Source organism: Frigoribacterium sp. ACAM 257, assembly GCF_007954365.1.
GTDB lineage: Bacteria > Actinomycetota > Actinomycetes > Actinomycetales > Microbacteriaceae > Frigoribacterium.
On sequence record NZ_VOLO01000001.1, the window covers coordinates 147,084 to 171,173 of the forward strand.

Below are 24,090 nucleotides of genomic sequence, written 5' to 3' on the forward strand. Positions count from 1 at the left end.
GTCGCGAGTGGGCGTGCACTCCCTGCACGTCCGTGCCCAGCAGAACCCGTGCCCGTGTCGTCCCGGTGAACGGGCGCGGTGCGGCAGGTGAACACCCCCGGACGGGGGACGCGACATCGTTTCGCTGCGGTGCGCCACGGCGCGCTGCGGCGTGCGCGGCTACGGCGCGACGTACACCCAGAGCAGCACGACCGCCACGGGCTGCAGGGCGATCCCTCCGACGAGCAGCGTCCGCCTCACGACGGGCCGCTCGGAGACGGCCGGGGCGCCGAGCAGCGGCGTGAGCGGCAGCAGCAGCCGGAAGAGGCTCTGCTGCGGCAGGAACACCGCCACGAGGTAGAGCGCGAAGCTCGCCGTGAACGCGACCGTCTCGTGGCCGAGGCGCAGCGTCGACCGGCGGGTGAACCACACGGCGGCGAGCACGAGCAGCGCGAGCACGAGGGCGATGCCGCCGATGCCGAGCCACCGCCCGGCGAGCAGGAACCACGGCGTCAGGGGCACGAAGGCGGGGCGGCCGACGTAGTCGACCCACCAGGCCATCTCCGTCTGCAGGTAGGCGTCGTGCTGACCGGTCGCGAGGTGCGCGACCACGGGCCAGGCGAGCCCGGCGGCGGCGATCGCCGCCCCCGCCGTCACGATCTGGACGAGGTCGCGCCGGGGCAGCACCTGCCACGGCCACGACGACCCCGACGACGGCCCCGACGACGACGGCCCCGACGACGACGACGGGTCGGCGCGACCTTCCGTCCGCCACCGCACCACCAGGTGCACGGCGAGGGCGAGCGCGAGCGCCAGCGCTCCCGGTCGCGTGAACGCCGCGACCACGCCGCACGCGAGCACGAGCCCGTACCGCCGCTGCTGCATCGCGAGCACGCCCCCGAACAACAGGAACAGCATCAGCCCCTCCGCGTAGCCGACCGAGAACAGGAACCCCAGGGGCCCGAAGCAGAGCAGCAGCACGGCCCAGATCGCGCCCCGGTGACCGACGGCCGAGTCGACGAGCCGGTACAGCACGAGCGCCGCGCCGGCGCCGAAGGCGGTCGACAGTAGCAGCGCCGCGCCGCTGAACGGCAGGCCCGTCGCCACCATCAACAGGTGGCAGAGCGTCGGGAAGACGGGCAGGAACGCCCACTCGTTCGGCAGCACGTTGCCGGCCGCGTCCGTCGGCAGCACGGACGGGTAGCCCTGCAGGGCGATCGTCCGGTAGCGGTCGGCGTCCCACGAGGTGGTGAAGTCGAGCAGCGACAGCCCCGCGCCCGGCGTGCGGAACTCGAAGCCGGCCAGGTGCGCCACCTCCCACACCACGGCGAGCAGCACCAGCGAGAAGACCCGCGACGCCAGGTAGACGGTGAGCACCGTCGACCAGCGGGCGGGCAGCCACGACGCGAGGTCGGGCGACCGGCGCCGGCGGACGGCAGGGCGCAACGAGGAGGCGGTGGTCGCCCCGTCGCTCACGGAGCGTCCCCGGAACTGGTCATCCGGAAGACGTTACCCCGCGACGGCCGGCCGGGTCGCCGCGGGGCACGCCGGGGTCGCCCAGGGGCCAGCGGGGCCGGTCGGGTCGCCACGGGACGCCTCGGCAGGGCACGATGTCCAGATGACCCTGCCCTCCCTCGCCGCGCTCGGCATCGACCCGGTCACCGCCGCGGTCTACGAGTTCGTGCTCACCTGCGGCGACACCGTCGACGTCGCCGCGATCGCCGCGGCCCGCGAGCTGGACGACGCCGTCGTCGTCACCGCGCTCGAGCAGCTCCGCAACATCGGACTCGTGCACCGGACGGCCGAGGGCCACGGCCGACAGGCCCCCGGCTACGGCGCCGTCGACCCTCGCGTCGCCGTCTCCGCCCTCGTCGCCGCGCACGACGAGCAGCTCGCCGACGCCCGCACCGCCGTCTCTGGGCTCGGCGCCCTGTTCGACGACGGTCGGCGCGTCGCCGACCCGTCGGGCACGACGACCGTGCTCACCGGCCACGCGGCGGTGGGCGACTGGTACTCCCGGCTGCAGCACCGGGCGCGGGGCGAGTTCCTCGCCTTCGACCGGCCGCCGTACGTCGTCGCCACCAACGAGTCCGTCGAGCGCGGCGCGCTGAACCGCGGCGTGCACTGGCGGGCGATCTACACCGTGGCCAGCTTCACCGTCGACGGCAGCCTGCAGGGCGTCCACCGCCTCGGTGCCGACGGCGAGGAGGCGCGGGTCACCCACGACCTGCCGGTCAAGCTGGCGATCGCCGACCGCCAGGTCGCCCTCGTGTCTGTCGGGCCGCTCGACGACCCGACGGCGGCCCCCGAGGCGCTCCTCACGGAGTCGCCCGCGCTGATCGCCGCCCTCTGCGACCTCTTCGAGTCGCGCTGGCGGACGGCCGTCCCCGTGCCCGCCCTGGCCGAGACGGCAGGCGCCTCGGGCGAGGGCGCAGGCGCCGCCGTCGACTGGTCCGAGGTCGCGGCCCGGCTCGCGGCGGCCACGCAGGGCTCGAGCCCCGGCGTCCCCTCCGCCGTGCTCGGAGCAGCGGGCAGCCGTGTCTCCGTCGACGGCCCGCCCGACCCGGCGACCGGCCTCCGCGCCCCGACGGTCGACGAGCGCGACCTGCTCGCGTTCGTGGCCGCGGGCGCCACGGACGACGTCATCGCCCGCCAGCTCGGCATCTCGCCGCGCACCCTGCGCCGTCGCCTGCACGACCTCTTCGACGAGCTCGGCGCGAGCAACCGGTTCCACGCGGGCGTCGAGGCGGCGCGACGCGGCTGGGTCTGACGGCCGCCCTGCGCGCCCCTGCCGCGCCTCCTCGGCACGTACCCCGCCCAGGAGGCGCAGGCACGACCGCGTCCCTGTCCAGTGGGCATCGTGGGGGACCGCGCGTACCCCGTCCGGGTGCTTCCGTGTAAATTTCGTGGCCGGTCGAGGACAGTGGCCGGGTTCGGCCATGGCCCCCGGTTGAGGGTCGTCGAATTCTCAGGTAACTCTTACGGATCGACCGTGCCCGACCGGGTGCGGCACCCGGAAGGCATCCTGTGATCACATCGTCCGGCCGACGACGGCCGAAGGCTCCACTCTCCGCACTGCTCATCTCGGGACTCGTCGCCGTCGGCGTCGTCGCGCTGCCGGCCACCTCGGCCGTCGCGGCCGACGGTCCTGCCGTGGTCGGCGACTCCCAGTTCGCGAGCGGGTCATACATCGTCACGCTGCGCGAGCCCGCGGCCGCGACCTACGAGGGCGGCAAGGCCGGCTTCGCCGCCTCAGCAGCCCCCGAGGGCGCGCGTCTCGACGCGCAGGCCGCGCCGGTGCAGGAGTGGTCCGAGCACCTCGAGCAGACCCAGGCCGACGCGGCCGGGGCCGTCGGCGCCACCGTCGACGCGCACTTCTCCGTGACGACGAACGCGTTCGCCGCCGACCTCAGCGCCGACCAGGCTCGGGCGCTCGCCGCCGACCCGTCGGTCGCCGCCGTGTCGAAGAACGAGCTGCTGAAGCTCCAGGCCACGCCGTCGACCGATTTCCTCGGCCTCGGCGACGCCGAGGGCAACGGCGGCGTGTGGGACGAGATCGGCGGGCGTGACGCCGCGGGCGACGGCGTGGTCGTCGGCATCATCGACTCGGGCATCGCCGCGGGCAACGCCTCGTTCGCGGGCGACTCGCTCGGCGAGCAGGACAGCGCCGAGCCGCACCTCGACGGCGACTCGATCGTCTTCGACAAGGGCGACGGCGGCACCTTCACCGGCGTCTGCCAGACGGGCGTCCAGTTCACGGCCTCCGACTGCAACACGAAGCTGGTCGGCGCGCGCTACTTCGTCGACGGCTTCGGCGTCGACAACATCGGCACGGAGGAGCAGGGCGAGTACCTGTCACCTCGTGACGGCAACGGCCACGGCTCGCACACGGCCTCGACCGCGGCGGGCAACGCCGACGTCGAGGTGACGATCGGCGACCGCGACTTCGGCACGATCTCGGGCGTCGCCCCGGCCGCGAAGATCGCGGCCTACAAGGTCTGCTGGGACGGGCCCGACCGGGTCGCCACCGACGACGACGGCTGCGCCACGCGCGACCTCGTCGCGGCCATCGAGGCTGCGGTGACCGACGGCGTCGACGTCATCAACTACTCGATCGGCGGAGGCGGCGCGACGAGCACCTTCTCGGCCACCGACCAGGCGTTCCTCGGCGCGGCGTCTGCGGGCGTCTTCGTGGCGGCCTCGGCCGGCAACGACGGCCCCGCGCCCACGACCGCGGACAACGCGGCGCCCTGGATCACGACCGTCGCTGCCAGCACGATCCCTAGCTACGCGGCCACGGCGCTCACCGGCGACGGCGCGTCGTACCTCGGCGGCTCGATCACCGTGCCGACCGGCACCGAGGGCGTGAGCGGCCCCCTCGTCGACGCGGCGACCCTCGCGGTCGACGGCGCCACGGCAGCCGACGCGGCCCTCTGCCGACCCGACTCCCTCGACGCCGACGCGACCGCCGCCTCCGGCGCGATCGTGCTCTGCGACCGTGGCGTCTACGACCGCACGGCCAAGAGCGCCGAGGTCGAGCGCATCGGCGGCATCGGCATGCTGCTCGTGAACCCCACGCCCAGCTCGGTCGACCTCGACGAGCACGTCGTCCCCACGGTGCACGTCGACGCGGCGTCCCACGACGCCCTGCACGCCTACGCGGCCACCGAGGGCGCGACGGTCACCCTCGTCGACGGCAACCCCGCTGGCCTGCCCGAGCCCGCCACGCCCCAGATCGCCGGCTTCTCGTCGCGCGGCCCGGTGACGGCCGACGGCGGCAACCTGCTGAAGCCCGACATCTCCGCGCCCGGCGTGGCGATCCTGGCCGACGGCGCCAACGCCGCCGGCGAGCCCGGCAGCTACGAGTTCCTCTCGGGCACGTCGATGTCGTCGCCGCACGTCGCGGGCCTCGCGGCGCTCTACCTGTCGCGCACCGTGCACCCCGACTGGACCCCGGCCGAGGTGAAGTCGGCGATGATGACCACCGCCTACGACCTCGTCGGCGCCGACGGCGCCCCCACCCAGGACGTCTTCGCCCAGGGCGCGGGCCACGTCGACCCCACTGCCTTCCTCGACCCGGGCCTGCTGTACCGCAGCGGCACGGCCGACTGGCAGGCGTACGTCGACTCGATCGACACGATCGAGGGCACCGACTCGTCGCTCAACCTCCCGTCGATCAGCGTCGGCTCCCTGGCCGGCACGACGACGGTGACCCGGTCGGTCACCGCCACGGCCCCCGGCACCTGGACCGCCGAGCCGGTCACCTTGTCCGGCGTCACGGCCGCGGTCTCGCCCTCGACCCTGACCTTCGCCGAGGCAGGCGAGACGCAGGACTACACGGTGACCCTCACCCGCACCACCGCCGCGCTCGACGCCTTCGCCACCGGCTACCTCACCTGGACCGACGGCACCCGTGACGCGCGCAGCCCCCTCGCGGTGCGGCCCGTCCAGCTGGACGTCGCCGCGGAGTTCGCGGGCGAGGGAGTGACGGGCGAGGCGACGGTCGACGTGACCGCCGGCGACGCCCTGTCGCTGCCGCTCGCCGCCGAGGGCCTCGCCCTCGGCCAGGTCGCGACGGGCTCCGGCGCTGCCGGCGCCGACGCCGCCCAGGTGCCGCTCACGGTCGCCGAGGGCACGACGCACGCCCGCTTCGTGCTCGACTCGGCCGAGGACACCGCCGACCTCGACCTGCTGCTCTACACGGCCGACGCGTCGGGCCAGCCCGACGAGCTGGTCGGGGCCGCCGCCACCGGCTCGGCCGACGAGCAGCTCGACGTCGAGGCGCCGGCAGCAGGCCGGTACGTGCTGCTCGTCGACTTCTACTCGGGCGCGGGCGACCTCGGCTACACGCTGACGTCGTACCTGCTCGACCCGGCCGCGGCGCAGGGCGGCCTCGCAGTCGACCCGGCCGTGCTCGAGGCGGGACTCGGCGAGACCACGACGGTCACCGCCTCCTGGTCGGACCTCGCGTACGAGAGCAGCTACCTCGGCCGCGTCGTCTACGGCGACACGGGCACGGCGAGCTACCTCACCGTCACCACCGGCGAGGAGCCCGAGACGCCCGTCGACCCGGGCCCCGGCCCGGGGGAGCCCGGCGGTCCCGGCCACGGCGGACCGGGGCACGGAGGGTTCGACCTGCCCGGCCTGATCGGCTGGATCTGGAACGCCATCGGCGACCTGTTCCACCGGTGGTTCCCGGGGCTGCCCTGGCGCTGAGCCGCGGCTGACGCCGCAGCAGGCTGACGCCGCTGCAGGCTGACCGCGCAGGAGGCGGTCCGTACCTTCCCCAGGAGGGTGCGGACCGCCTCCTCGTCGGTCGACCGCGACGCGCCGCATGGCCGCTGAGCGCGACCCTGCGCCTCGTCGAAACACGGAGGGACTAGGTTCGTCACTCGTGACTGGACAGAGCGGCAACACCATGCGCGTGGTGAGCTACAACCTGCGCGAGCACACGGCCAAGGGCGAGATCCGAGCCCTCGCAGAGGACCACAGCGCCGACGTGCTGTGCCTGCAGGAGGCCGACACGAAGGACATCCCCGACGAGTTCGGCGAGTTCTCGCTCGCCGCGTCGACCCGGAACAACCGTCTCGGGCTCGCGGCGTACTACCGCCGCTCGCGCTTCGAGCTGCTGGGCACGAACGTCTACGCGCTGAAGAAGAGCATGCACGACCGCGTGATGTCGCCGGCCCACGAGCGTCTGCTCGCGATGCACCTGCACGACCGCATCTCGGGTGCCGACGTGCTGATCGGGTCGTTCCACGCGGCGCCGCTGACGGCGACGAACGGCCTGCGCAAGAAGCAGGTCGAGTCGGCCCACCAGCTGATGCGGGCCCTCGCGCCCGGCGTGCCGATGCTGATGGTCGGCGACTTCAACTACCCGTGGTTCCACGGCGGGCTCAAGAAGCGCATCGAGCGCGACGGCTTCGTCCTGACCCGCAGCAGCACGCCCACCTACCTCGGCTACAAGTACGTCAAGGGCCACTTCGACTTCGCGACGAGCTACGACCTCACCATCGAGGACGTCGTGACGCTGCCCGCCGGCATCAGCGACCACCGGCCGATCCTCGTGCGCGCCACCGGGCTGGCCACGGCCTAGCGCGTTCCCGGCTCGTCTCTCGACGACGACGAGAGGCCCCGGTGCAGGTGCACCGGGGCCTCTCGTCTGTCGTGCTGTCGTGCCGTCGACGCGCTGGGCGCGACGGGCGTCGAGGAGGCGGGTCGCGCCTCCTCGGGACCGCCTAGGCGGCGAGCGCGAGCGCGTGGGCGCTCACGGCGTAGGCCTGCACGATGGTGCGGCTGGGCTCGCGGCGCCAGCTGCGGCCGGGGATGACCCAGCCCTGGGCGCCCTCGACGGTGACGGTCGCGCCGACACGGACGTCGTCGGTGACGACGTCGCTCCAGGCGCGAACGACGAACTCGGCGCCGGAGGCGTCGACGACGACGAACTCGGCGAGGCGGGCGGTGGACAGGACGGGCTCGGTGGTGACCGTGCCGCTCAGGGTGGTGATGTTCTCGTTCATGCGTGTTCTCTTCTTCGATGTGTGCTGTGTTGCTCAGCGTCGTGGCACGCAGCGCGGGGCATGCGTGGATCGCCGTTCTCGGCGGTGGGGCGGACGGATGTCCTCAGGCTCGGGGAGCCTGGTCGGGCCTCGTCTCGGGCGACGACCGGTGAGTAGGCGAGCGGGTGAGGCTCGGACCGGTGTACACGAGAGCTACAGACGGGATCTGCAGGCTGTTCGACTCGGCCTGCGTGTGGACGACAGGGCCGTGAGTCGGGAACGATCTGAGAGGATCGTTGCCAAGCGACCTGCAACGGTAACACGGCTCTTCCGAAAGCACCAGGGCTGATCCGTGACGTCGCTGAGAACGCCGGAGGAGGCGGTGGTTCGATGAGTGCATGACATCGATCCCCACAATCACCCTGAACAACGGCGTCGAGATCCCCCAGCTCGGCTTCGGCGTGTACCAGGTCGAGCCCGACGAGACGAAGGACGCGACGCTCACCGCCCTCGAGGTGGGCTACCGCCACATCGACACGGCGCAGATGTACGGCAACGAGGCAGGCGTCGGCGAGGCGCTGCGCGAGTCGGGCCTCGACCGCTCCGAGATCTTCGTCACCTCCAAGCTCAACAACGGCTTCCACCGTCGCGACGACGCCCTCAAGGCGTTCGACGGCACGCTCGACGCTCTGAAGGCCGACTACGTCGACCTGTTCCTCATCCACTGGCCCCTGCCGACCACGGACGTCGACTATCTCGAGACCTGGAAGGCGCTCGAGGAGATCTACGCCACGGGCCGCGCCAAGGCCATCGGCGTCTCGAACTTCCACCAGCCGCACCTGCAGCGCCTGCTGGACGAGGCCGACGTCGTGCCCGCCGTCAACCAGATCGAGGTGCACCCCTACCTCGCCAACGATTCGCTGCGCCTCTTCGGCGTCGAGCACGGCATCCACACCGAGGCGTGGTCGCCCATCGCCCAGGGCAAGGTCCTCGAGGACCCGACCCTCGTCGAGATCGCGGAGCGCGTCGGCAAGTCGACCGCCCAGGTGACCCTGCGCTGGCACGTGCAGCGCGGCGACATCGTGTTCCCCAAGTCGGTCACGCGCTCGCGCGTCGAGGAGAACTTCGCCCTCTTCGACTTCGAGCTGTCCGACGCCGACGTCGCGGCCATCACGGACCTCGACAAGGGCGAGCGCACGGGTCCCGACCCCGACACGTTCGACTACATCCCCGGCTGAGCCGCGGTCAGGTCAGGTGACCTGACCTGGATCGTCCGGCCCGCGGGCCGGACCCGGCTGTGCCGACGGGCCGGTCTCCCCGCAGGGGGAGACCGGCCCGTCCTAGTAGGGTCGTCGTCTGCACGGGAGGCCTACCCGAGGCGTCCCCGCGCTACCAGGAGCGAGTGAACAGGGTGCGAACAGTCGTCGGCGTGCTGCGCCTCGTCGTCGCCGCCGTGGGCACGGCCGCCCTCGTGTCGTACTTCTTCTACACGCTCGGCTTCTCGACCTTCTCCACGGTCAACTACTTCGCGTACTTCACGCAGCAGAGCAACACGGCGAACGTGGTCGTCCTCGCCGTCTCGGGGGCGCTGTCGCTCCGCGGCCGACCCGAGGGTCGCGCCTTCGCGGCGGTGCACGCGCTCGTCACCACCTACGTGGTCGTCTCGGGGATCGTCTACGGCATCATCCTGATCGAGTCGCTCAGCAACGACTTCGCCATCGGGGTGCCCTGGTCGACCCAGGTGCTGCACTTCTGGATCCCGGGGTTCCTCGTCGTCGACTGGGTCCTCGCCCCCGGGCGCACCCGCGTCAGCTGGGCGATGCTCTCGGTCGTGCTGGTGTTCCCGGTCGTCTGGGGGATCGCGACCATCGTGCGCGGCGCCGACGTCGGCTGGTACCCGTACTTCTTCCTCGACCCGGCCCAGGTGCGCTGGCCGGACGAGTTCGTCATGTACAACGCGATCGCCCTGGCCGTCATCGTCGGGGTGATGTCGGCCCTGATCGCCCTCAGCCACCTGCGGCCCGGGCCGCGGCCGAGCGTGCTGCTGCGGCGTGGCGAGCGCGCCGAGGCTGCTCAGCCGGCGGGCGCCTCCGAGGAGTCCGTGCCCGTGTCGGGCTCGGGCGCCGGCGTCTCCTCGGCTACGAGGTCGAAGTAGGGCGCGAGGCCCGCGAGCGCATCGGCGACGGCCTCGTCGTCGCCGAGCTCGAGGCTCGCGACCGCGTCGTCCCCGCCCGCCAGCGCGACGAGCACCGGCTCGCCCGTCGAGGGCATCAGGTTGACGAAGACCCGGAAGCCCGAGGAGCCGTCGACGGTCGTCAGCACCGTCGCCTCCGTGCTCCAGGCCCGCTCGTCGAAGCGCAGCCACAGCACCTCCTGCTGGGCGACGCCGAGCGTCTCGATCGCCGCCGTGTGCGTGGTCGGCAGCTCCGGCGAGAACTCGGTCGTCCCCTCCTTCAGGACCCCCAGCGGCAGGGTGACCACGACGCGGTCCACCGACAGGCTCTCGCCGGTGGCGAGCCGGAGCCCCACGCCCTGGTCGCCGTACTGGATCCGCGCGACGGTGCTGCCCCGCAGCACGTCGAGGCCGTCGAGCTGCGCCTCGACGAACGCGGACAGGTCGCCGGTGGCGAACGGCTCGCCGAGCGGGAACAGGCTGCCGAGGTCGGCGGCGACGAGCTCGCCGACGTCGCCCGGGTCCTGTCGCTCGGCGAGGTCGTCCGGCCCGGCGCCCCAGCGCACGGGCAGCGCCTCGTCGAGCACGAACTGCAGCCGGGCGGCGTCGGACACGCCCGTCGCGTCGGGCTCGAGCGACTGCTGCTCGGGCCCGGTGCCGGCGCCGGTGACGGCCTGCGCGACCGTGACGGAGGCGGCCTGGTCGTCGGCCCACCCGGCGGCCGACGCGAAGGAACGCTCGGGGACGCCGTCGAGCGAGGTCGTCTGCCCGCCTGAGGACCGCACCTCGAGCACCTCGCCGAGGCGCACGGTGTCGACCCGGCCGAGGGCGAGCGCGGCGACGAGGGCGGTGGCCGCCTCGCCGTCGAGGGAGGCGGCGCCCAGCTGGACGGGGAACGGCCAGTCGCCCCCGGTGTAGCTGGCGACCCGGCCGCCGACCCGGTCGCGGGCCTCGACCACGACCACGTCGTAGCCCTGGTCGGCGAGGCTGCGGGCCGCGGTGGCCCCGGCCATGCCAGCTCCGACGACGGCGATCCGCTCGCCGGGCTCGGCCACGTCGGCCACGGCCCGCGCGACGTCGAAGCCGCTGGCCCGCGCGCCGCCGAGGGTGCCAGGGGCCGTGCTCGCGGCGGCCTCGCCCGCGAAGAAGAGGCGGTCGTCGACCGGGCTGCGGAGCGCCGCACGGTCGGCCTCGGACGACGACGTCGTGAGGTAGCTGCCCGAACCCCGGGCGAACGGGTCGTCGGCCCAGCCGCTGCGGCGGAACGCGGACGGCGTCGGACCGGCCGAGGGGGTCACGGTGGGGGTCGGCGTGGGCGTCGGAGTGCTGCTCGGCGTCGTCGGTGCGGGGGAGGGGCCGTCGGTCGTGCAGGCCGCGAGCAGCAGCACGGCGGCCCCGGAGGCCGACCCCCTCAGGAACGCGCGACGACTGATGCCCATGGTGCGTCCATCATCGCAGGGCGGGGGCCCGTGCGGCGACGTGGACCGCGGTGTGCGGGGCGCGGCGGACCGCGGCGTGGACGCGCCTCAGGCGTCGACGGCCTCGAGCCAGGTGCGGAGCAGGTCGGTGACCTGGTCGACCGGCATCAGCGACGACGCGTGGTCCTGCCCGACGAGCTCGAAGAACGCTGCGGTCGGCATCCGGCGCGCGGCGTCCTGCGACTCGCGGTGCCGTGCCTCGTCGCGGGTGCCGGCGATCAGCAGGGTGGGCACCGACACGTCGTCGAGCTGTCGGGCCGTGAGCCCGCCGCCCGTCTCGGCCGCCCGGAAGAACGCCGCCAGGGCCAGGGCGTCGTCGTTCATGAAGGCGAGGCGCGTCGCCGGGTCGAGGCGGCGGCCCATGGTGTGCTCCCAGCGCTCGACGAAGGCGGGCATGCCCCCGGTCAGGAGCGCCGCCTCCCAGTCGGGTGCGAAGGTGGCGCCGATGTTGCCGTTCATCGGCGCCCAGCTGCCACCGATCGTCGTGAGCGTGCGGAGAAGCTCGGGCTGGTGCGCCGCGATCGACAGCCCGATGCGGGCGCCGAACGAGTAGCCGACGAAGTGGACGGGCGCGAGATCCGTCGCCTCGAGGACGGCCGCGACGTCGCCACGGTGCAGGGCCATGTCGTACGAGGCGACGTCGTGCGGGGCCCCGCTCCGACCGTGGCCGCGCAGGTCGAGGGCGACGACGGTGAAGTCGCGCTCGAGGTCGCGGAGGTAGCCGAGGCCCCGCCATGCGCCCTTCGACAGGCCGGAGCCGTGCACGAGCAGCAGCGGCGGGCCGTCGCCGGCGACCTCGTACGCGATCTCGGTGCCGTCGACGGGGTTCTGGACGTGATCGCGCATCGGACCAGTCTGGCAGTGCGCCGGCCCGTCGACGATTCAGGCGTCGTCGTCGTCCGGCTGCCCCGGGGCCGGTCCGCTCCGGGTCGCCGTCGCCCGTCGCCTGATTCCTCGACGCGATCCGCTCCGCCCCGCCGCGCCCTGTCGCTCCGACGTCGCGAACGTCGACGGCGGGTCTTCCGGGTCGAGGGCGGGTCACGGACTACCCGCCCTCGACCCGGAAGACCCGCCCTCGGCAAGCACGCGGCGCTGAGGGCGGCACGGGCTGTACGTGGCGGGCGGGCTGCGCGCGCGTGCGGGGGGAGCTGCGAGCGCCGACGCGCGCGGGGGCGGCTGCGGGCGGGCACGATGGGGCGATGATCGACGCGTGGACTGCCGCACAGGTGAAGGCGGCCGAGCAGCCGCACCTCGACGCGGGCGAGCCGCTGATGCAGCGAGCGAGCGAGGGCCTGGCGCGTGAGGTCGAGCGTCTGCTCCGCACCTCCGGCCGGTGGCCCGCACCGGTCGTGCTGCTCGTCGGCAGCGGCAGCAACGGAGGCGACGCGCTGTTCGCCGGTGCCCTGCTGGCCGACGGGGGCTGCACCGTCACGGTCGTCCCGACGGGCAGCCGGCTGCACGAGGAGGGGCTCGCCGCGGCCCGTGCCTCCGGCGCCGTCGTCGACGACGCGGCCCGGTGGTCGACCATCGAGGAGGCGGGCGCCGGGCTCCGGGAATCGGGCGCGGCAGTCGTCATCGACGGTGTGCTCGGCACCGGCACGAGCGCCCACCCCGCCCTGCGCGGCGCGGCCCGGGACGTCGTCGCGGCCCTGCTGCCCTGGGTCACGGCTCCCGAGGGCCCGCTGGTCGTCGCCGTCGACGTGCCGAGCGGCATCGGCCCTGACGACGGCGCCGTCCCCGACCAGACCGTGCTGCCCGCGACGCTCACGGTGACCTTCGGCGCGCACAAGGCCGGGCTCCTGCTCGAGCCCGCCGCCGCGCTCGCCGGCGAGGTGGTGCTCGTCGACATCGGCCTGCTGCCCGACCTGATCGCGGTGCCGCCGGCGGTCAGCGTGCCGGGGCCCGCCTCCTGAGGGCCGGGTCCCGAGCCCGCAGGGCGCCCTCGATCGGATCTAGGACCTGCCCGAGCCGCCCTTGCCCGGCGGCACGACCGACAGCGGGCTCGTGATCGACTCGAGCGACTTCCGCTCGGCCGACACCCCGAAGACGAACGCGATCACGCCTCCGACGAGCATGATCCCCGCGCCGAGGAAGTACCCCGCCGTCAGCGGCCCGCGGTCGGTGCCGTCGCCGATCAGCGAGCCGTAGAGCGTCGGGGCTACCGCGCCGGCGATCTGGCCGAGGGCGAAGAAGTAGCCGATCACCTGGCCGCGCAGCTCGAGCGGGAAGATCTCGCTCACCGTGAGGTAGGCCGAGGAGGCGCCCGCCGACGCGAAGAAGAACGACACGCACCAGAACACGGTCTGGGTCGTCGCGCTCAGCACGTCCATGTGGAACAGCACGGCCGACACGGCGAGGACGACCGCCGAGACGCCGTAGGTCAGGAGGATCATCTGGCGTCGGCCCCACGTGTCGAACAGGTGGCCGAGGAGCAGTGGGCCGAGCAGGTTGCCGATGGCGAACGGGAAGAAGAAGTACTGGGTCGACGCCGGGTCCGTGCCGTAGAAGTTCTGAAGCACCAGCGCGTAGGTGAAGAAGATCGCGTTGTAGAGGAACGACTGCGTGATCATCATCGTCGCGGCGACGAGGGTGCGCTTCGGGTAGTCCTTGATGAGGGTGCGCAGGATGACGCTGAACGGGATCCGGCCCTGGTCGGTCACCTCGAGCGCCTGGTCGTCGCGGACCGGCTCGAGGGTGCGGCCCTCCGCCTCGACGCGGTGCTCGATGTCGGTGACCGTCGCCTCCGCCTCCTCCTCACGGCCGTGGGTCATCAGCCAGCGGGGGCTCTCGGGGATGTGCCGGCGCAGGTAGATGATGATCAGGCCGAGCACCGGGCCGATGAAGAAGCCGATCCGCCAGCCGACGTTCTCGGCGAAGTAGTCGGTGTTCAGCAGGAAGAGGTTGGCGGCCGAGCCGAGGGCCGCGCCGCCCCAGTAGGTTCCGTTGATCGCGATGTCGACGCGGCCGCGGTAGCGCGACGGGATGATCTCGTCGATGGCCGAGTTGATCGCGGCGTACTCTCCGCCGATGCCCATGCCGGCGATGAACCGGAACACCGCCAGGAACGCGAAGTTCGGCGACAGCCCGGCCAGCCCGCTCGCGACCAGGTAGATCGCGAGCGTGAGGATGAAGAGCTTCTTGCGGCCGAGCGTGTCGCTCAGCCGGCCGAAGACCAGGGCACCCGCCACCTGGCCCAGCAGGTAGATCGTGCCGAGGTAGCCGACCTGCGCGGCGGTCAGGCCGAGGTCGGCCTGGAACCCGGCGGAGGCGACGATCTGGATCTCGAGGCCGTCCAGCACCCACGAGAAGCCGAGCCCGACGACGATCGTCCAGTGGAACTTGGTCCAGGGGAGACGGTCCATGCGGGCCGGGACCAGGCTGCGGACGCTGCCGCCGCCTCCTCGGGCCGTGGTCGACGACGAGCTGCTCATGGTGGTCTCCCCTGTGCGCGGTGTGCATCCGTGCAGAGGATGCACGAACATCGGCGACGGTACTCCCGGCGCCGGACGCACGACCGCCCTCCCCGGTCGTCGGGAAGGGCGGTCGTGGGGGGAGCCCCCGGCGGGGCTGCCGACCTGGCTAGTGCGCGACGATCGGCTCGGCGCCCTCGGTCACCGGGGGCCGGCGGACGAAGAACGCGCCGACCACGGCGAACAGCGAGATGATCGCGCCCACCAGGAAGGCCGCGCGGACGCCGGCGCTCGCGGCGGCGATGTCGCCGGCCCCGCCGCTCGCCGCGGACACGGTGGCCAGCGTCATGACGGTCACGAACACGGCCGTGCCGGCCGCGCCCGCGACCTGCTGCACCGTGCCGACGATCGCCGAGCCGTGCGAGTAGAGACGGCCGGGCAGCGAGCCGAGGCCCGACGTGAAGAGCGGCGTGAACATCAGCGCGAGGCCGACGCTGAGGGCGACGTGCGCGCCGAGCACCATCGGGATCGGCGTGGCCTCGGACACCGTCGAGAGGAACCACAGCACCGCGCTGACGAGCACCGTGCCGGGCACGAGCAGCACGGTCGGGCCGTGCTTGTCGAAGATCCGGCCGACGATCGGCGAGAGCACGCCCTGCAGCAGGCCGCCGGGCAGCAGCAGGAGGCCGGTCGCCAGCGGGTCGAGCCCGTGGACGTTCTGCAGGTAGATCGGCAGGACGATCAGGGTGCCGAAGAGGGCGATCATGCCGACGCCGAGCACGAGGACCGAGGTGGTGAAGGTGCGCGAGAGGAACGTGCGCAGGTCGAGCAGCGCCTTGTCGTCGCGCTGCAGGGCACGCTGGCGCAGGACGAACGCGAGCAGCGCGACGACGCCGACGCCGATCGGCAGCCACGCGGGCACCGCCGCCTCGGCGCCCTCGCCGATGGAGCTCAGCCCGAACACGATGCCGCCGAAGGCGAAGGCGGACAGGATGACGGAGAAGACGTCGAGCGGCACCGTGCGGGGGGTCGTGACGTTCTTGACGCGCGCGGCGCCGAGGGCCAGGGCGCCGAGCGCGATGGGCAGCACGAGGATGAACATGAAGCGCCACTCGAAGACGCTGAGGATGAGGCCCGAGATGGTGGGGCCGATGGCGGGGGCGACCGAGATGACGATCGAGATGTTGCCCATCGTGCGTCCGCGCGTGGCGGCGGGCACGAGCGTGAGCACGGTCGTCATCAGCAGCGGCATCATGATGGCCGTGCCGGACGCCTGCACGACACGGCCGAGCAGTAGCACGCCGAAGCCGGGCGCGATCGCCGAGATGGCGGTGCCGAGGCTGAACAGGCTCATCGCCGTGATGAAGACCGGGCGTGTGTTGAACCGCTGCAGCAGGAACCCGGTGATCGGGATGACGACCGCCATCGTCAGCATGAAGCCGGTCGTCAGCCACTGGCCGGCGGTCACGGTGATGTCGAGGTCTCGGGTCAGGCTCGGCAGGGCCACGCCCATGATCGTCTCGTTGAGGATCACGACGAAGGCGCTGACGAGCAGCAGGCCGATGACGAGCTTGTTGCGGGCCGCGAGGGCGGTGTCGTCGCCGTCGGTGGTCGCGCGGACCGAGCCGGTGTCGGCGGCGGTGGACGCGGCGGTGTCGCTCGTCATGTGGTCTCCCTGCAGGGGCTGGCGGGTGGCGGTGTCGGTGTCGGTGTCTCGCCGTCGAGACACCGGTGCAGCGCTCAGGGGCCGTCGTTCATTCCCGACCGGCGACGACGGAGGTGGACGGCAGGGGGCCGAACGCGGCGAGGGCCGACGTGACCAGGTGGTCACGTCGGCCCGTGCCGCCCGGGAGGAGCGGCGGCGGACTAGACGTCCCGTCGCTTCACGAGGGCGAGCGCGACGGCGAACAGCACCACGACCCAGCCCACCAGCACGAGCAGCGCCTGCCAGGGCTCGAGGACGAGCGAGCCGTCGACGCCCGGCATCGTGAGCATCGAGGTGCCGTCGAGCGGGTAGTCGTAGAGGCGGGTCGCGGCCTGGGGCGGAGTGAACTCGTTCAGCGTGTAGATCCAGCCCTTGCCGACGAGGCCCTGCGCGATGCCGAAGATGATCGGCAGCACGAAGACGACCCCGATGGCGGCGGCGATGCCGGCCGCTCCGTTCCGGATGATCGCGCCGAGGCCGAACGAGATCATCGCGGTGAAGGCGACGGCGGCGGCGGCGCCGACGACCGAGGCCCAGAGCCGACCGTCAGCCAGGTCGACGTCGACGCCCTGCCCCGCGAGGAGCGGCGTCGCGACCAGGAGCGCGATCGCCAGGGCGACCAGCGAGACCACGAAGGTGCCCGCGCCGACGAGCACGATCTTGGCGACGAGCGCGGACGTGCGGCGGGGCACCGCGGTGAAGGTGGACCGGATCATGCCGGTGCCGTACTCGCCCGTGATGATGAGGGCGCCGAGCACGGCGGCGACCAGCTGCGCGAAGGGCGAGCCGAAGGTGATGATCGTCACCGCGATCGACTGCTGCTGCTCGGGCGTGGCCTCCGAGCCGGCGAAGACCGACGACAGCGCGGCGCCGAGGGCGGCGAAGCCGATCAGCAGCACGGCGATGACGGCGAAGCACCAGGCCGTCGAGCGGAGGCTGCGGAGCTTGATCCACTCCGAGCGGAGAACGTGGGCGAACGAGACGCCCGAGCCCGCCGCGTGGGCGTGGGTCGTCGGGCGCGGCGTGGTGGTCGTGGTCATCGCGTCGCTCCCGACGTCGTGGCGGATGCGGCGTCGGCGGCCGCGGGGGCGCCTCCTGCGGGGGCCGTGCCTCCCGCGTGGTACTCGACGGAGTCCTGGGTGAGGGTCATGTAGGCCTCCTCCAGGGAGCGGACCAGCGGGGTCAGCTCGTGCAGGACGATGCCCTGTGCGGCGGCGGCCTCGCCGACCTGGGCGGCCGTGACGCCCCGCAGGTCGAGCGCGCCGTCGTCCGTCGTCGTCGCGACGACCTCGGCGTGGCGGGCGAGCAGGTCGGACAGCTGTGCGAGGTGCGGGCTGCGAACGCGCACGCCGTCCCCGGACGCCTGCGCGACGACCTGGCTGACGGGGGCGTCGGCGAGCACGCGGCCCCGGCCGAGCACGATGAGGTGGTCGGCGGTCTGCGCCATCTCGCTCATCAGGTGCGACGAGAGGAACACGGTGCGGCCCTCGCTCGCGAGGTGCCGGGCGAGGGTCCGCACCCACACGACGCCCTCGGGGTCGAGGCCGTTGACGGGCTCGTCGAAGATCAGGGTCGCCGGGTCGCCGAGCAGCGCGGCGGCGATGCCGAGGCGCTGGCCCATGCCGAGCGAGAAGCCGCCGACGCGCTTCTTCGCCACGGGCTCGAGCCCTGTCAGGCCGATGACCTCGCGGACGCGCGCCTTGCCGATGCCGTGCGTCGCGGCCATCGCGAGGAGGTGGTCGGAGGCGCTGCGGCCGCTGTGCACGGCCTTGGCGTCGAGCAGCACCCCGACCTCGCGGAGCGGCGCCCGGTGGTCGGCGTAGGGGCGACCGTTGACGGTCACGGAGCCGGAGGTGGGGCGGTCGAGCCCGACGATCATGCGCATCGTGGTCGACTTGCCCGCGCCGTTCGGGCCGAGGAACCCGGTGACGATGCCGGGGCGCACCGTGAAGCTGACGTCGTCGAGCGCCACCTTCGAGCCGTATCTCTTGGTGAGTGATCGAGCTTCGATCATGGGGGGTGCCTCTCGTCGTCGTGCGGGTGTCGACGCCCCGGGGCGCGCATCGTCACGTGCGGGGGCTGCCGACCTGCGTCGAGCCTAGGAGCGGAGCGCCGCCGCCGACATCCGCCGACCGGACGACCCCGGCCCGCCGCGGCCTGCGACCACCGGGGGAGGAGGCACCCCCGATCAGGCTGTCGTTACACTCGCCCGGTGACGACAGCCACCCTCCTCGCCTCCCTGCCCCTCGCCTCCGGCGGCTTCCTGCTCTTCGACCCCGAGGCGCTCCTGCCGGCCCTCGGGCCCTGGGCGCTCGCGGGCATCTCCCTGATGGTGTTCATCGAGTCGGGCGTGCTGTTCCCTTTCCTGCCGGGCGACTCGCTGCTCTTCACGGCGGGGCTGCTGCACGAGGCCCTAGAGCTGCCGGTCTGGCTGATCGCTCTCTGCGCCTTCGCCGCCGCTTTCCTCGGCGACCAGGTGGGGTACTTCCTCGGCAACCGGTTCGGCCGGCGCTGGTTCCGGCCCGACGCCCGCGTGCTGAAGACGGCCCACCTCGCCAAGGCCGAGGCCTTCTTCGCTAAGTACGGCGGCCTCTCGCTCATCCTCGGTCGCTTCGTGCCCATCGTCCGCACCTACGTCCCGCTCGCCGCGGGCACGGCGGGCTACCGCTACCCGGCGTTCCTCGCCTTCAACGTCATCGGCGCGTTCCTCTGGGCCGTGGGCCTCACGGTGCTCGGCTCGCTGCTCGGCGGCGTGCCGATCATCGCCGACCACATCGACGTCTGGGCGATCGTGATCGTGCTCGTCTCGGTGCTGCCGATCCTGATCACGGTGCTCCGCAAGGCGATCTCGGCGCGGCGCGCGACGCCCACGCCGGGCGCCTGAGGCCTCGGCCGTGCCGCTGAGCCTCGACGACGCGGTCGCGCAGGTCGCCGGCCTCCGTCCCACGGGCCGACACGTCGTCGTCGGCCTGGCAGGCGAACCGGGCAGCGGCAAGAGCACGACCGCCACGGCGCTCGCGGAGGCGCTGGTCGCGGCCGGGATGTCGGCCGTCGTCGTCCCGATGGACGGCTTCCACCTCGCCGGCGCGGCCCTCGCCCGCCTGGGCCGGCTCGACCGGAAGGGCGCGATCGACACGTTCGACGGCTCGGGCTGGCTCGCCCTCCTCCGTCGGCTCCGACGGGTCGAGCACGGCGAGACGGTCTGGGCACCCGACTACGTCAGGGGCCTCGAGGAGGCGGTTGCCGGCTCGATCGAGGTGGCCCCCGACGTCGAGGTGGTCGTCGTGGAGGGCAACTACCTGCTGGTCGACGAGGAACCGTGGAGGAGCGCCCGTGCCGAGCTCGACCTCGCCTGGTGGGTGGAGGTGCCACAGCCCGAGAGGATCCGCCGGCTCGTCGCGCGGCACGTGCGGCACGGCATGTCCGAGGAGGCGGCGCTCGCCTGGGCGTCCGGCCCCGACGAGCGCTCGGCCGCGCTGGTGCGTGCCACCCGCGAGCGCGCCGACGCCGTGCTCGCCGGCTGACCCGGCGCGCGTCCGGAACCCGCGCGGCCGCCGAGACCCGCGGAACCCGCGTGGACCCCGCTGCGCGCGGGAGGGTGCCCGCGGGTCCGAGGGGTGCGGCAGCGGGGGCCGCGCCTGGGGCGGTGTCGGCGGCCGACCGTAGGGTGGGAAGCCATGCACCTCTACCTCATCAGACACGGTCAGACCCCCGACAACGTCCATGGCGAGCTCGGCACGACCGTGCCCGGCCCCGTCCTCACCGACCTCGGCCTCGAGCAGGCCGCGGCGCTGCCCGAGGCGCTCGTCGCGGCGGGCATCGGCGCGCTGTCGACGAGCACCATGGTCCGCACCCAGCTCACCGCGGCCCCGCTCGCCGCCTCCCTCGGTCTCGTGCCGACCGTCCGTGACGGCCTGCGCGAGGTCGAGGCCGGCGAGCTCGAGCTCCGCTCCGACCAGGAGGCCGTGGCGTCCTACCTCGGCACCGTGCTGCGCTGGGTCGACGGCGACCTCGACGCCCACGTGCCCGGGGCAGAAGACGGCCACGCGTTCTTCGCCCGCTTCGACGGGGCCGTCGACGAGGTCGCTGCCGGGGGCCACGACGTCGTCGCAGTCGTGAGCCACGGTGCGGCGATCCGGGGCTGGGCAGGTCGGCGGGCGTCCAACGTCGATGCCGAGTTCGTGCGCGCCCACCAGCTCGCGAACACCGGCGTGGTCGTGCTGGAGGGCGACCCGGGCGAGGGGTGGGTGCTCGTCGAGTGGGCGGGCGAGCCGGTCGGCGGCGCGGCGCTCGACGACCCGGGCGCGAGCGACCCGACCGGCGAGGCCGTCTGACCGGAGGCCTTCAACAGGGCCGAACGGGGTACAGATCGTGAGGCCCGTGTGACTCGTGTTGCTCGTGTCGTGCCGTGTGGCCCTAGCTCTGGGGGTCACCGGGTGACGAGCGAACCTTCTACCTCGGGTTTACCCTCGTGCTCTTCGGCCGTAGGGTGGTCACGCATCCGACCCCACGACGAGCCGCCGACAGGCAGCCCGACGCAGGTCGCCCCCCTCGAGTCAGGACACGATCCCGTGAGTTCTCCGCTGCCTGCACCGCTCCTGCCGGCCCTGCGCTCGCGCACCGCGTTCACCGTCGTGTCGACGCTGCTCCTCGCGATCGTCTTCGTCGTGGCCGGGGTCGTGGTCGGCGGCTCGCCGGCGCGCGCCGCGTCGTACCCCACGTGGGACGACGTCAAGGCCGCGCAGGCGAACGAGTCGTCGAAGCAGGCGCAGATCTCCGAGCTGCAGGGGCTGCTCGACCAGCTGCAGTCCGACGCCGTGAACGCGCAGGCCGAGGCCGAGCGCCTGGGCGCCGCGTTCCAGGCCGCCCAGGACCTCGCGGACCAGGGTGCCGCCAAGCTCGCGGAGCTGCAGGCACAGGTCGACGAGAAGACCGCGATCGCCGACGAGAGCGAGAAGCGCGCCGGCCAGGTGTCCGCGCAGCTCGCCCGCACGGGCGGCGGCGACGTCTCGACGCAGCTCGTCGGCGACGGCGAGGCCGCCGGCGACCTGCTCTACCGCCTCGGCGCGATGAGCAAGATCACCGAGCAGGCCGACGGCATCCGTCAGCAGGCCGTCTCCGACCGCAACGTCGCACAGTCGCTCGGCGACCAGGCTGCCGTCGCGAAGGAGGCGCTGGTCGGCCTGCGCGACACGGCCCAGGTCTCGATGGACGAGGCGCAGGCCGCGGCCGACGCCGCGACCGCTGCGGTGACCGCACAGCAGGAGAACGAGTCGCGCCTGCAGGCGCAGCTCGCCGTGCTGCAGGACGCCACGGCCCAGACCGAGGAACAGTACGAAGCCGGCGTCGAGGCGGAGCGCCAGCGCCTCGCCGCCGAGGAGGCCGCCCGCGCCGCCGAGGCCGCCCGCCAGGCGGAGGAGCTGCGACAGCAGCGCGCCGCGGCAGCAGCGGCCGCGGCCGCCGCGGCGGCAGTGCGCCCCGCCCCGGCCCCCGGGGCTCCTGCCCCTGCGCCCGCAGCGCCCCCCACCTCCGGCGGAGGCGGCGGCTCGGGCTCCGGCTGGGTCCGTCCCAGCGGGGGCGGCATCTCGAGCGGCTACGGCTACCGCGTGAACCCCGTCTCCGGCCAGTGGAAGCTGCACGACGGCGTCGACCTCGCGCCCGGCTGCTCGACCCCCATCTACGCCGCCGCCTCGGGCACGGTCACCTACGCCGGCGGCTACGGCGGCTACGGCAACTACGTGCGGATCTCCCACGGCGGCGGCCTCAGCACGGCGTACGGCCACATCGTCAACGGCGGCATCAGGGTCGGCAACGGCCAGTCGGTCGTCGCGGGCCAGCTCATCGCGCTCGTCGGCTCGACCGGCAACTCGACCGGCTGCCACCTGCACTTCGAGACCCGGGTCAACGGTGCCTCGACCGACCCGGTGCCGTTCATGGCAGCCCGGGGCGTCAGCCTGCGCTAGCGCGGCGTCGACCCGGAGCGCAGGGCCTGCACACCGTGCAGCGAGTGCCCGGGCAGGGATGGCAGGATGTCTCGGTGACGAACGCCGCTCCTCTTGCCCAGAACGCTCCTTCCGTCCCTGCCGCTCTCCCTGCACGGCACGTGCGCCACGTCGCGTGGGACGACCCCAGGGCCCGAGAGCTCCGTTCGCGGATGGACGCCGAGATGAACGAGCGCTACTCCGACCCCGACGTGGTCGAGGACCCGGCCGTCACGGCCCGTCGTGACGCCGCCCTCCGCGTGCACCCCGAGCAGGTCCACACCACCGTGCTCGTCACGGACGACGCCGGTCGTGCCGTCGCGCACGCCGCGCTGCGCGACCTCGACGGCGAGTGGGAGGTCAAGCGCGTCGTCGTCGACCCGGCGGAGCGCGGACGTGGCCTCGGCCGGCTCCTGATGGACGAGCTCGAGGTCGTCGCCCGCGCCGGCGGGGCGGCGCGGCTGATCCTGCAGACGGGTGATCGCCAGCCGGAGGCGGTCCGTCTCTACGAACGCGCCGGCTATCGCCAGATCCCGACCTACGAGCCGTACGTCGAGGCCCTCCCGAACTCGATCTGCTTCGAGAAGGTGCTCGTCGGCGTCTAGGCTGAGCGCGATGATCACGCGACGAGACGCTGCGCTGCAGCTCGATATCCCGCTCGAGATGGCGGTGCGCCACGGCATCCCCGCGAAGCTCACGCTCGACGAGCTGCTCGAGCTGGAGAAGACGCCGCCCGCGTGGCTGCTGCAGTCACGGGCCAACCGCACGGGCAAGCCCGTCTGGGTCGACCTCGCCTGCGTCGTGTGCGGCTACCACGAGGCTTCCCGGCCGAAGAAGTGGTGGCCGGCGTGGACGCACCTGAGCTGCGACGACCACGGCGTCGACGAGCTCCCCGAGCCCGAGCAGGGCACGGCCCGCAGCGAGGTGGCCGGTGTGGGCAGTCGCTTCGTCGCCATCGTGGACGAGCGGCCGTAGTCCGTCCGGCCGGCCGGTCAGCCGCGGTAGCCGACCGACGCCGGGGCGTCGAGGCCGGCCAGCAGGTGCACGAGCGCCTGGCGGGCGTCGTCGGCGAGCATCTGTCGTTGGATGTGCTGGTCGTGCCAGTGCACGAGGTCAGCCGTGCTGACGCCGCTCGTGGTGTCGTCGTCGACCGCCTCGCCTGCCTCGTCCGCCTCGGCGACCACGTAGCGGAACGCCCACGGGTCGCCCTCGTCGGCGAGCGTGGTCCGGTGTCCGAGCAGGCGACCCGTCGAGACGTCGACGAGGACTTCGTGCCCTGGGTCGCCGGGATCGGGAAGCCGGACGTCGACCCGTCCGTGGGGCGACGTCTCGTCCGGCCCCGCGACGCGGGTCCCGAGGACTGCCGTGCCGATCGAGCTGCCCTCGACGGCCCTCGGCACCCCGGATCGAGGAGGCGCGCTCCGGTCGAGCCCCGACACGACGTCGTCGACGACCCGGGTCACCGCGGCCTCGACCGCGTCGTCCGCGGACGCGAGCCGCCGTGCGGAGGCGCGCATCCACCTCTCGAGCACGACGAGCTCGTCCGGCGTGAACGGGTCGGGCTCGAGCGAGTGGACGGAGAAGTCGGCGGCCTCGACCGACCACTCCCACGAGAGGACGACGCGCACCATGGCGGTGCTGCGCGGAAGGAGCGCCAGCACCCCGCGCCGCAGACCAGGGGTCCAGTGCAGCTCGGGGTCGTCGAGCAGGGGGCGCAGCCGGTCGGCCGACGCCCTCGCGCCGGAGGGGACCTCGAACTCGACCAGCACGTTGCGCCAGGGGGTCGCACGGCCGGGGACGACGTCGTGCTCCCGTCGCACGGTGAGGACGGTCGCAGTGTCGTCACCGCGCCGTCGTGGGCCGGA

General features: G+C 73.3%; 21 protein-coding genes. 12 read left to right on the forward strand and 9 right to left on the reverse strand.

Annotated features, from left to right (window positions below):
* Window positions 1-159: 159 nt before the first annotated feature.
* Window positions 160-1,455, reverse strand: a complete 1,296-nt coding sequence (locus tag ES689_RS00670; RefSeq protein WP_146898903.1) for a hypothetical protein — start codon at window positions 1,453-1,455, stop codon at window positions 160-162.
* A 142-nt stretch (window positions 1,456-1,597) separates the two neighbouring features.
* Between ES689_RS00670 and ES689_RS00675 the strand changes: the two genes are divergently transcribed.
* The 3 genes from ES689_RS00675 (at window position 1,598) to ES689_RS00685 (ending at window position 7,075) form a co-directional block, all read left to right on the forward strand.
* Window positions 1,598-2,749, forward strand: coding sequence for a LuxR C-terminal-related transcriptional regulator (locus ES689_RS00675; RefSeq protein ID WP_191330102.1), 1,152 nt, complete (start codon window positions 1,598-1,600; stop codon window positions 2,747-2,749).
* Window positions 2,750-3,006: 257 nt separating this feature from the next.
* Window positions 3,007-6,195: a S8 family peptidase gene (locus tag ES689_RS00680; RefSeq protein ID WP_146898906.1), complete on the forward strand. Its 3,189-nt coding sequence runs from the start codon at window positions 3,007-3,009 to the stop codon at window positions 6,193-6,195.
* A gap of 178 nt (window positions 6,196-6,373) precedes the next feature.
* Window positions 6,374-7,075 (forward strand): endonuclease/exonuclease/phosphatase family protein, encoded by a 702-nt coding sequence (locus ES689_RS00685; protein WP_314103501.1) that lies wholly within the window; start codon window positions 6,374-6,376, stop codon window positions 7,073-7,075.
* 142 nt (window positions 7,076-7,217) lie between these two features.
* Here the strand turns inward: ES689_RS00685 and ES689_RS00690 are convergent, their stop codons facing one another.
* Entirely contained in the window at window positions 7,218-7,499 is a 282-nt protein-coding gene (locus tag ES689_RS00690; RefSeq protein ID WP_123546785.1) for a hypothetical protein, read from the reverse strand.
* A gap of 377 nt (window positions 7,500-7,876) precedes the next feature.
* Here ES689_RS00690 and ES689_RS00695 point away from each other — a divergent pair, with 377 nt between their 5' ends.
* Both ES689_RS00695 and ES689_RS00700 read left to right on the forward strand, forming a co-directional pair.
* Window positions 7,877-8,716, forward strand: coding sequence for an aldo/keto reductase (locus ES689_RS00695; protein WP_146898909.1), 840 nt, complete (start codon window positions 7,877-7,879; stop codon window positions 8,714-8,716).
* Between the two features lie 173 nt (window positions 8,717-8,889).
* Entirely contained in the window at window positions 8,890-9,633 is a 744-nt protein-coding gene (locus tag ES689_RS00700) for a Pr6Pr family membrane protein (protein ID WP_146898912.1), read from the forward strand.
* Here the strand turns inward: ES689_RS00700 and ES689_RS15475 are convergent.
* Both ES689_RS15475 and ES689_RS00720 read right to left on the reverse strand, forming a co-directional pair.
* The gene (locus ES689_RS15475) at window positions 9,552-11,090 is read right to left on the reverse strand and encodes an FAD-dependent oxidoreductase (protein WP_191330104.1); all 1,539 of its coding nucleotides are present in this window, start codon (window positions 11,088-11,090) and stop codon (window positions 9,552-9,554) included. The two genes, ES689_RS00700 and ES689_RS15475, sit on opposite strands and share 82 nt — an antisense overlap.
* A gap of 87 nt (window positions 11,091-11,177) precedes the next feature.
* The gene (locus ES689_RS00720; RefSeq protein ID WP_146898915.1) at window positions 11,178-11,975 is read right to left on the reverse strand and encodes an alpha/beta fold hydrolase; all 798 of its coding nucleotides are present in this window, start codon (window positions 11,973-11,975) and stop codon (window positions 11,178-11,180) included.
* A 353-nt stretch (window positions 11,976-12,328) separates the two neighbouring features.
* Between ES689_RS00720 and ES689_RS00725 the strand changes: the two genes are divergently transcribed.
* Window positions 12,329-13,042 carry an NAD(P)H-hydrate epimerase gene (locus ES689_RS00725; protein ID WP_146898917.1) on the forward strand — a complete coding sequence of 238 codons (714 nt, stop codon included), beginning with the start codon at window positions 12,329-12,331 and terminating at the stop codon, window positions 13,040-13,042.
* A gap of 39 nt (window positions 13,043-13,081) precedes the next feature.
* Here the strand turns inward: ES689_RS00725 and ES689_RS00730 are convergent, their stop codons facing one another.
* The 4 genes from ES689_RS00730 to ES689_RS00745 all read right to left on the reverse strand — a co-directional run bounded on the left by ES689_RS00730 (window position 13,082) and on the right by ES689_RS00745 (window position 18,258).
* Window positions 13,082-14,560 carry an MFS transporter gene (locus ES689_RS00730; RefSeq protein WP_146898920.1) on the reverse strand — a complete coding sequence of 493 codons (1,479 nt, stop codon included), beginning with the start codon at window positions 14,558-14,560 and terminating at the stop codon, window positions 13,082-13,084.
* A gap of 148 nt (window positions 14,561-14,708) precedes the next feature.
* Window positions 14,709-16,205, reverse strand: a complete 1,497-nt coding sequence (locus ES689_RS00735; protein ID WP_146898923.1) for a DHA2 family efflux MFS transporter permease subunit — start codon at window positions 16,203-16,205, stop codon at window positions 14,709-14,711.
* 200 nt (window positions 16,206-16,405) lie between these two features.
* On the reverse strand, window positions 16,406-17,284 hold the full coding sequence (locus ES689_RS00740) for an ABC transporter permease subunit (RefSeq protein ID WP_146898926.1): 879 nt from the start codon (window positions 17,282-17,284) through the stop codon (window positions 16,406-16,408).
* Entirely contained in the window at window positions 17,281-18,258 is a 978-nt protein-coding gene (locus tag ES689_RS00745; RefSeq protein ID WP_146898928.1) for an ABC transporter ATP-binding protein, read from the reverse strand. Before ES689_RS00745 ends, ES689_RS00740 begins: the two co-directional genes overlap by 4 nt.
* Window positions 18,259-18,456: 198 nt before the next feature.
* Here ES689_RS00745 and ES689_RS00750 point away from each other — a divergent pair, with 198 nt between their 5' ends.
* From ES689_RS00750 to ES689_RS00775, 6 genes are all read left to right on the forward strand, one after another.
* Window positions 18,457-19,128 (forward strand): DedA family protein, encoded by a 672-nt coding sequence (locus ES689_RS00750; protein WP_146898931.1) that lies wholly within the window; start codon window positions 18,457-18,459, stop codon window positions 19,126-19,128.
* Between the two features lie 10 nt (window positions 19,129-19,138).
* Window positions 19,139-19,768: a nucleoside/nucleotide kinase family protein gene (locus ES689_RS00755; RefSeq protein WP_146898934.1), complete on the forward strand. Its 630-nt coding sequence runs from the start codon at window positions 19,139-19,141 to the stop codon at window positions 19,766-19,768.
* Between the two features lie 153 nt (window positions 19,769-19,921).
* Window positions 19,922-20,578 (forward strand): histidine phosphatase family protein, encoded by a 657-nt coding sequence (locus ES689_RS00760; protein WP_146898936.1) that lies wholly within the window; start codon window positions 19,922-19,924, stop codon window positions 20,576-20,578.
* A 237-nt stretch (window positions 20,579-20,815) separates the two neighbouring features.
* Window positions 20,816-22,207, forward strand: a complete 1,392-nt coding sequence (locus tag ES689_RS16035; protein WP_146898939.1) for a peptidoglycan DD-metalloendopeptidase family protein — start codon at window positions 20,816-20,818, stop codon at window positions 22,205-22,207.
* Between the two features lie 74 nt (window positions 22,208-22,281).
* A complete protein-coding gene (locus ES689_RS00770; protein WP_223269308.1) occupies window positions 22,282-22,830 on the forward strand; it encodes a GNAT family N-acetyltransferase in 549 nt (182 codons plus the stop codon).
* 10 nt (window positions 22,831-22,840) lie between these two features.
* Complete coding sequence (locus tag ES689_RS00775) at window positions 22,841-23,200, forward strand: hypothetical protein (RefSeq protein WP_146898942.1); 360 nt, start codon at window positions 22,841-22,843, stop codon at window positions 23,198-23,200.
* A 17-nt stretch (window positions 23,201-23,217) separates the two neighbouring features.
* On the opposite strand, the gene ES689_RS00780 is transcribed toward ES689_RS00775, so the two are convergent.
* On the reverse strand, window positions 23,218-24,045 hold the full coding sequence (locus ES689_RS00780) for a hypothetical protein (protein ID WP_146898944.1): 828 nt from the start codon (window positions 24,043-24,045) through the stop codon (window positions 23,218-23,220).
* Between the last annotated feature and the right edge of the window lie 45 nt (window positions 24,046-24,090).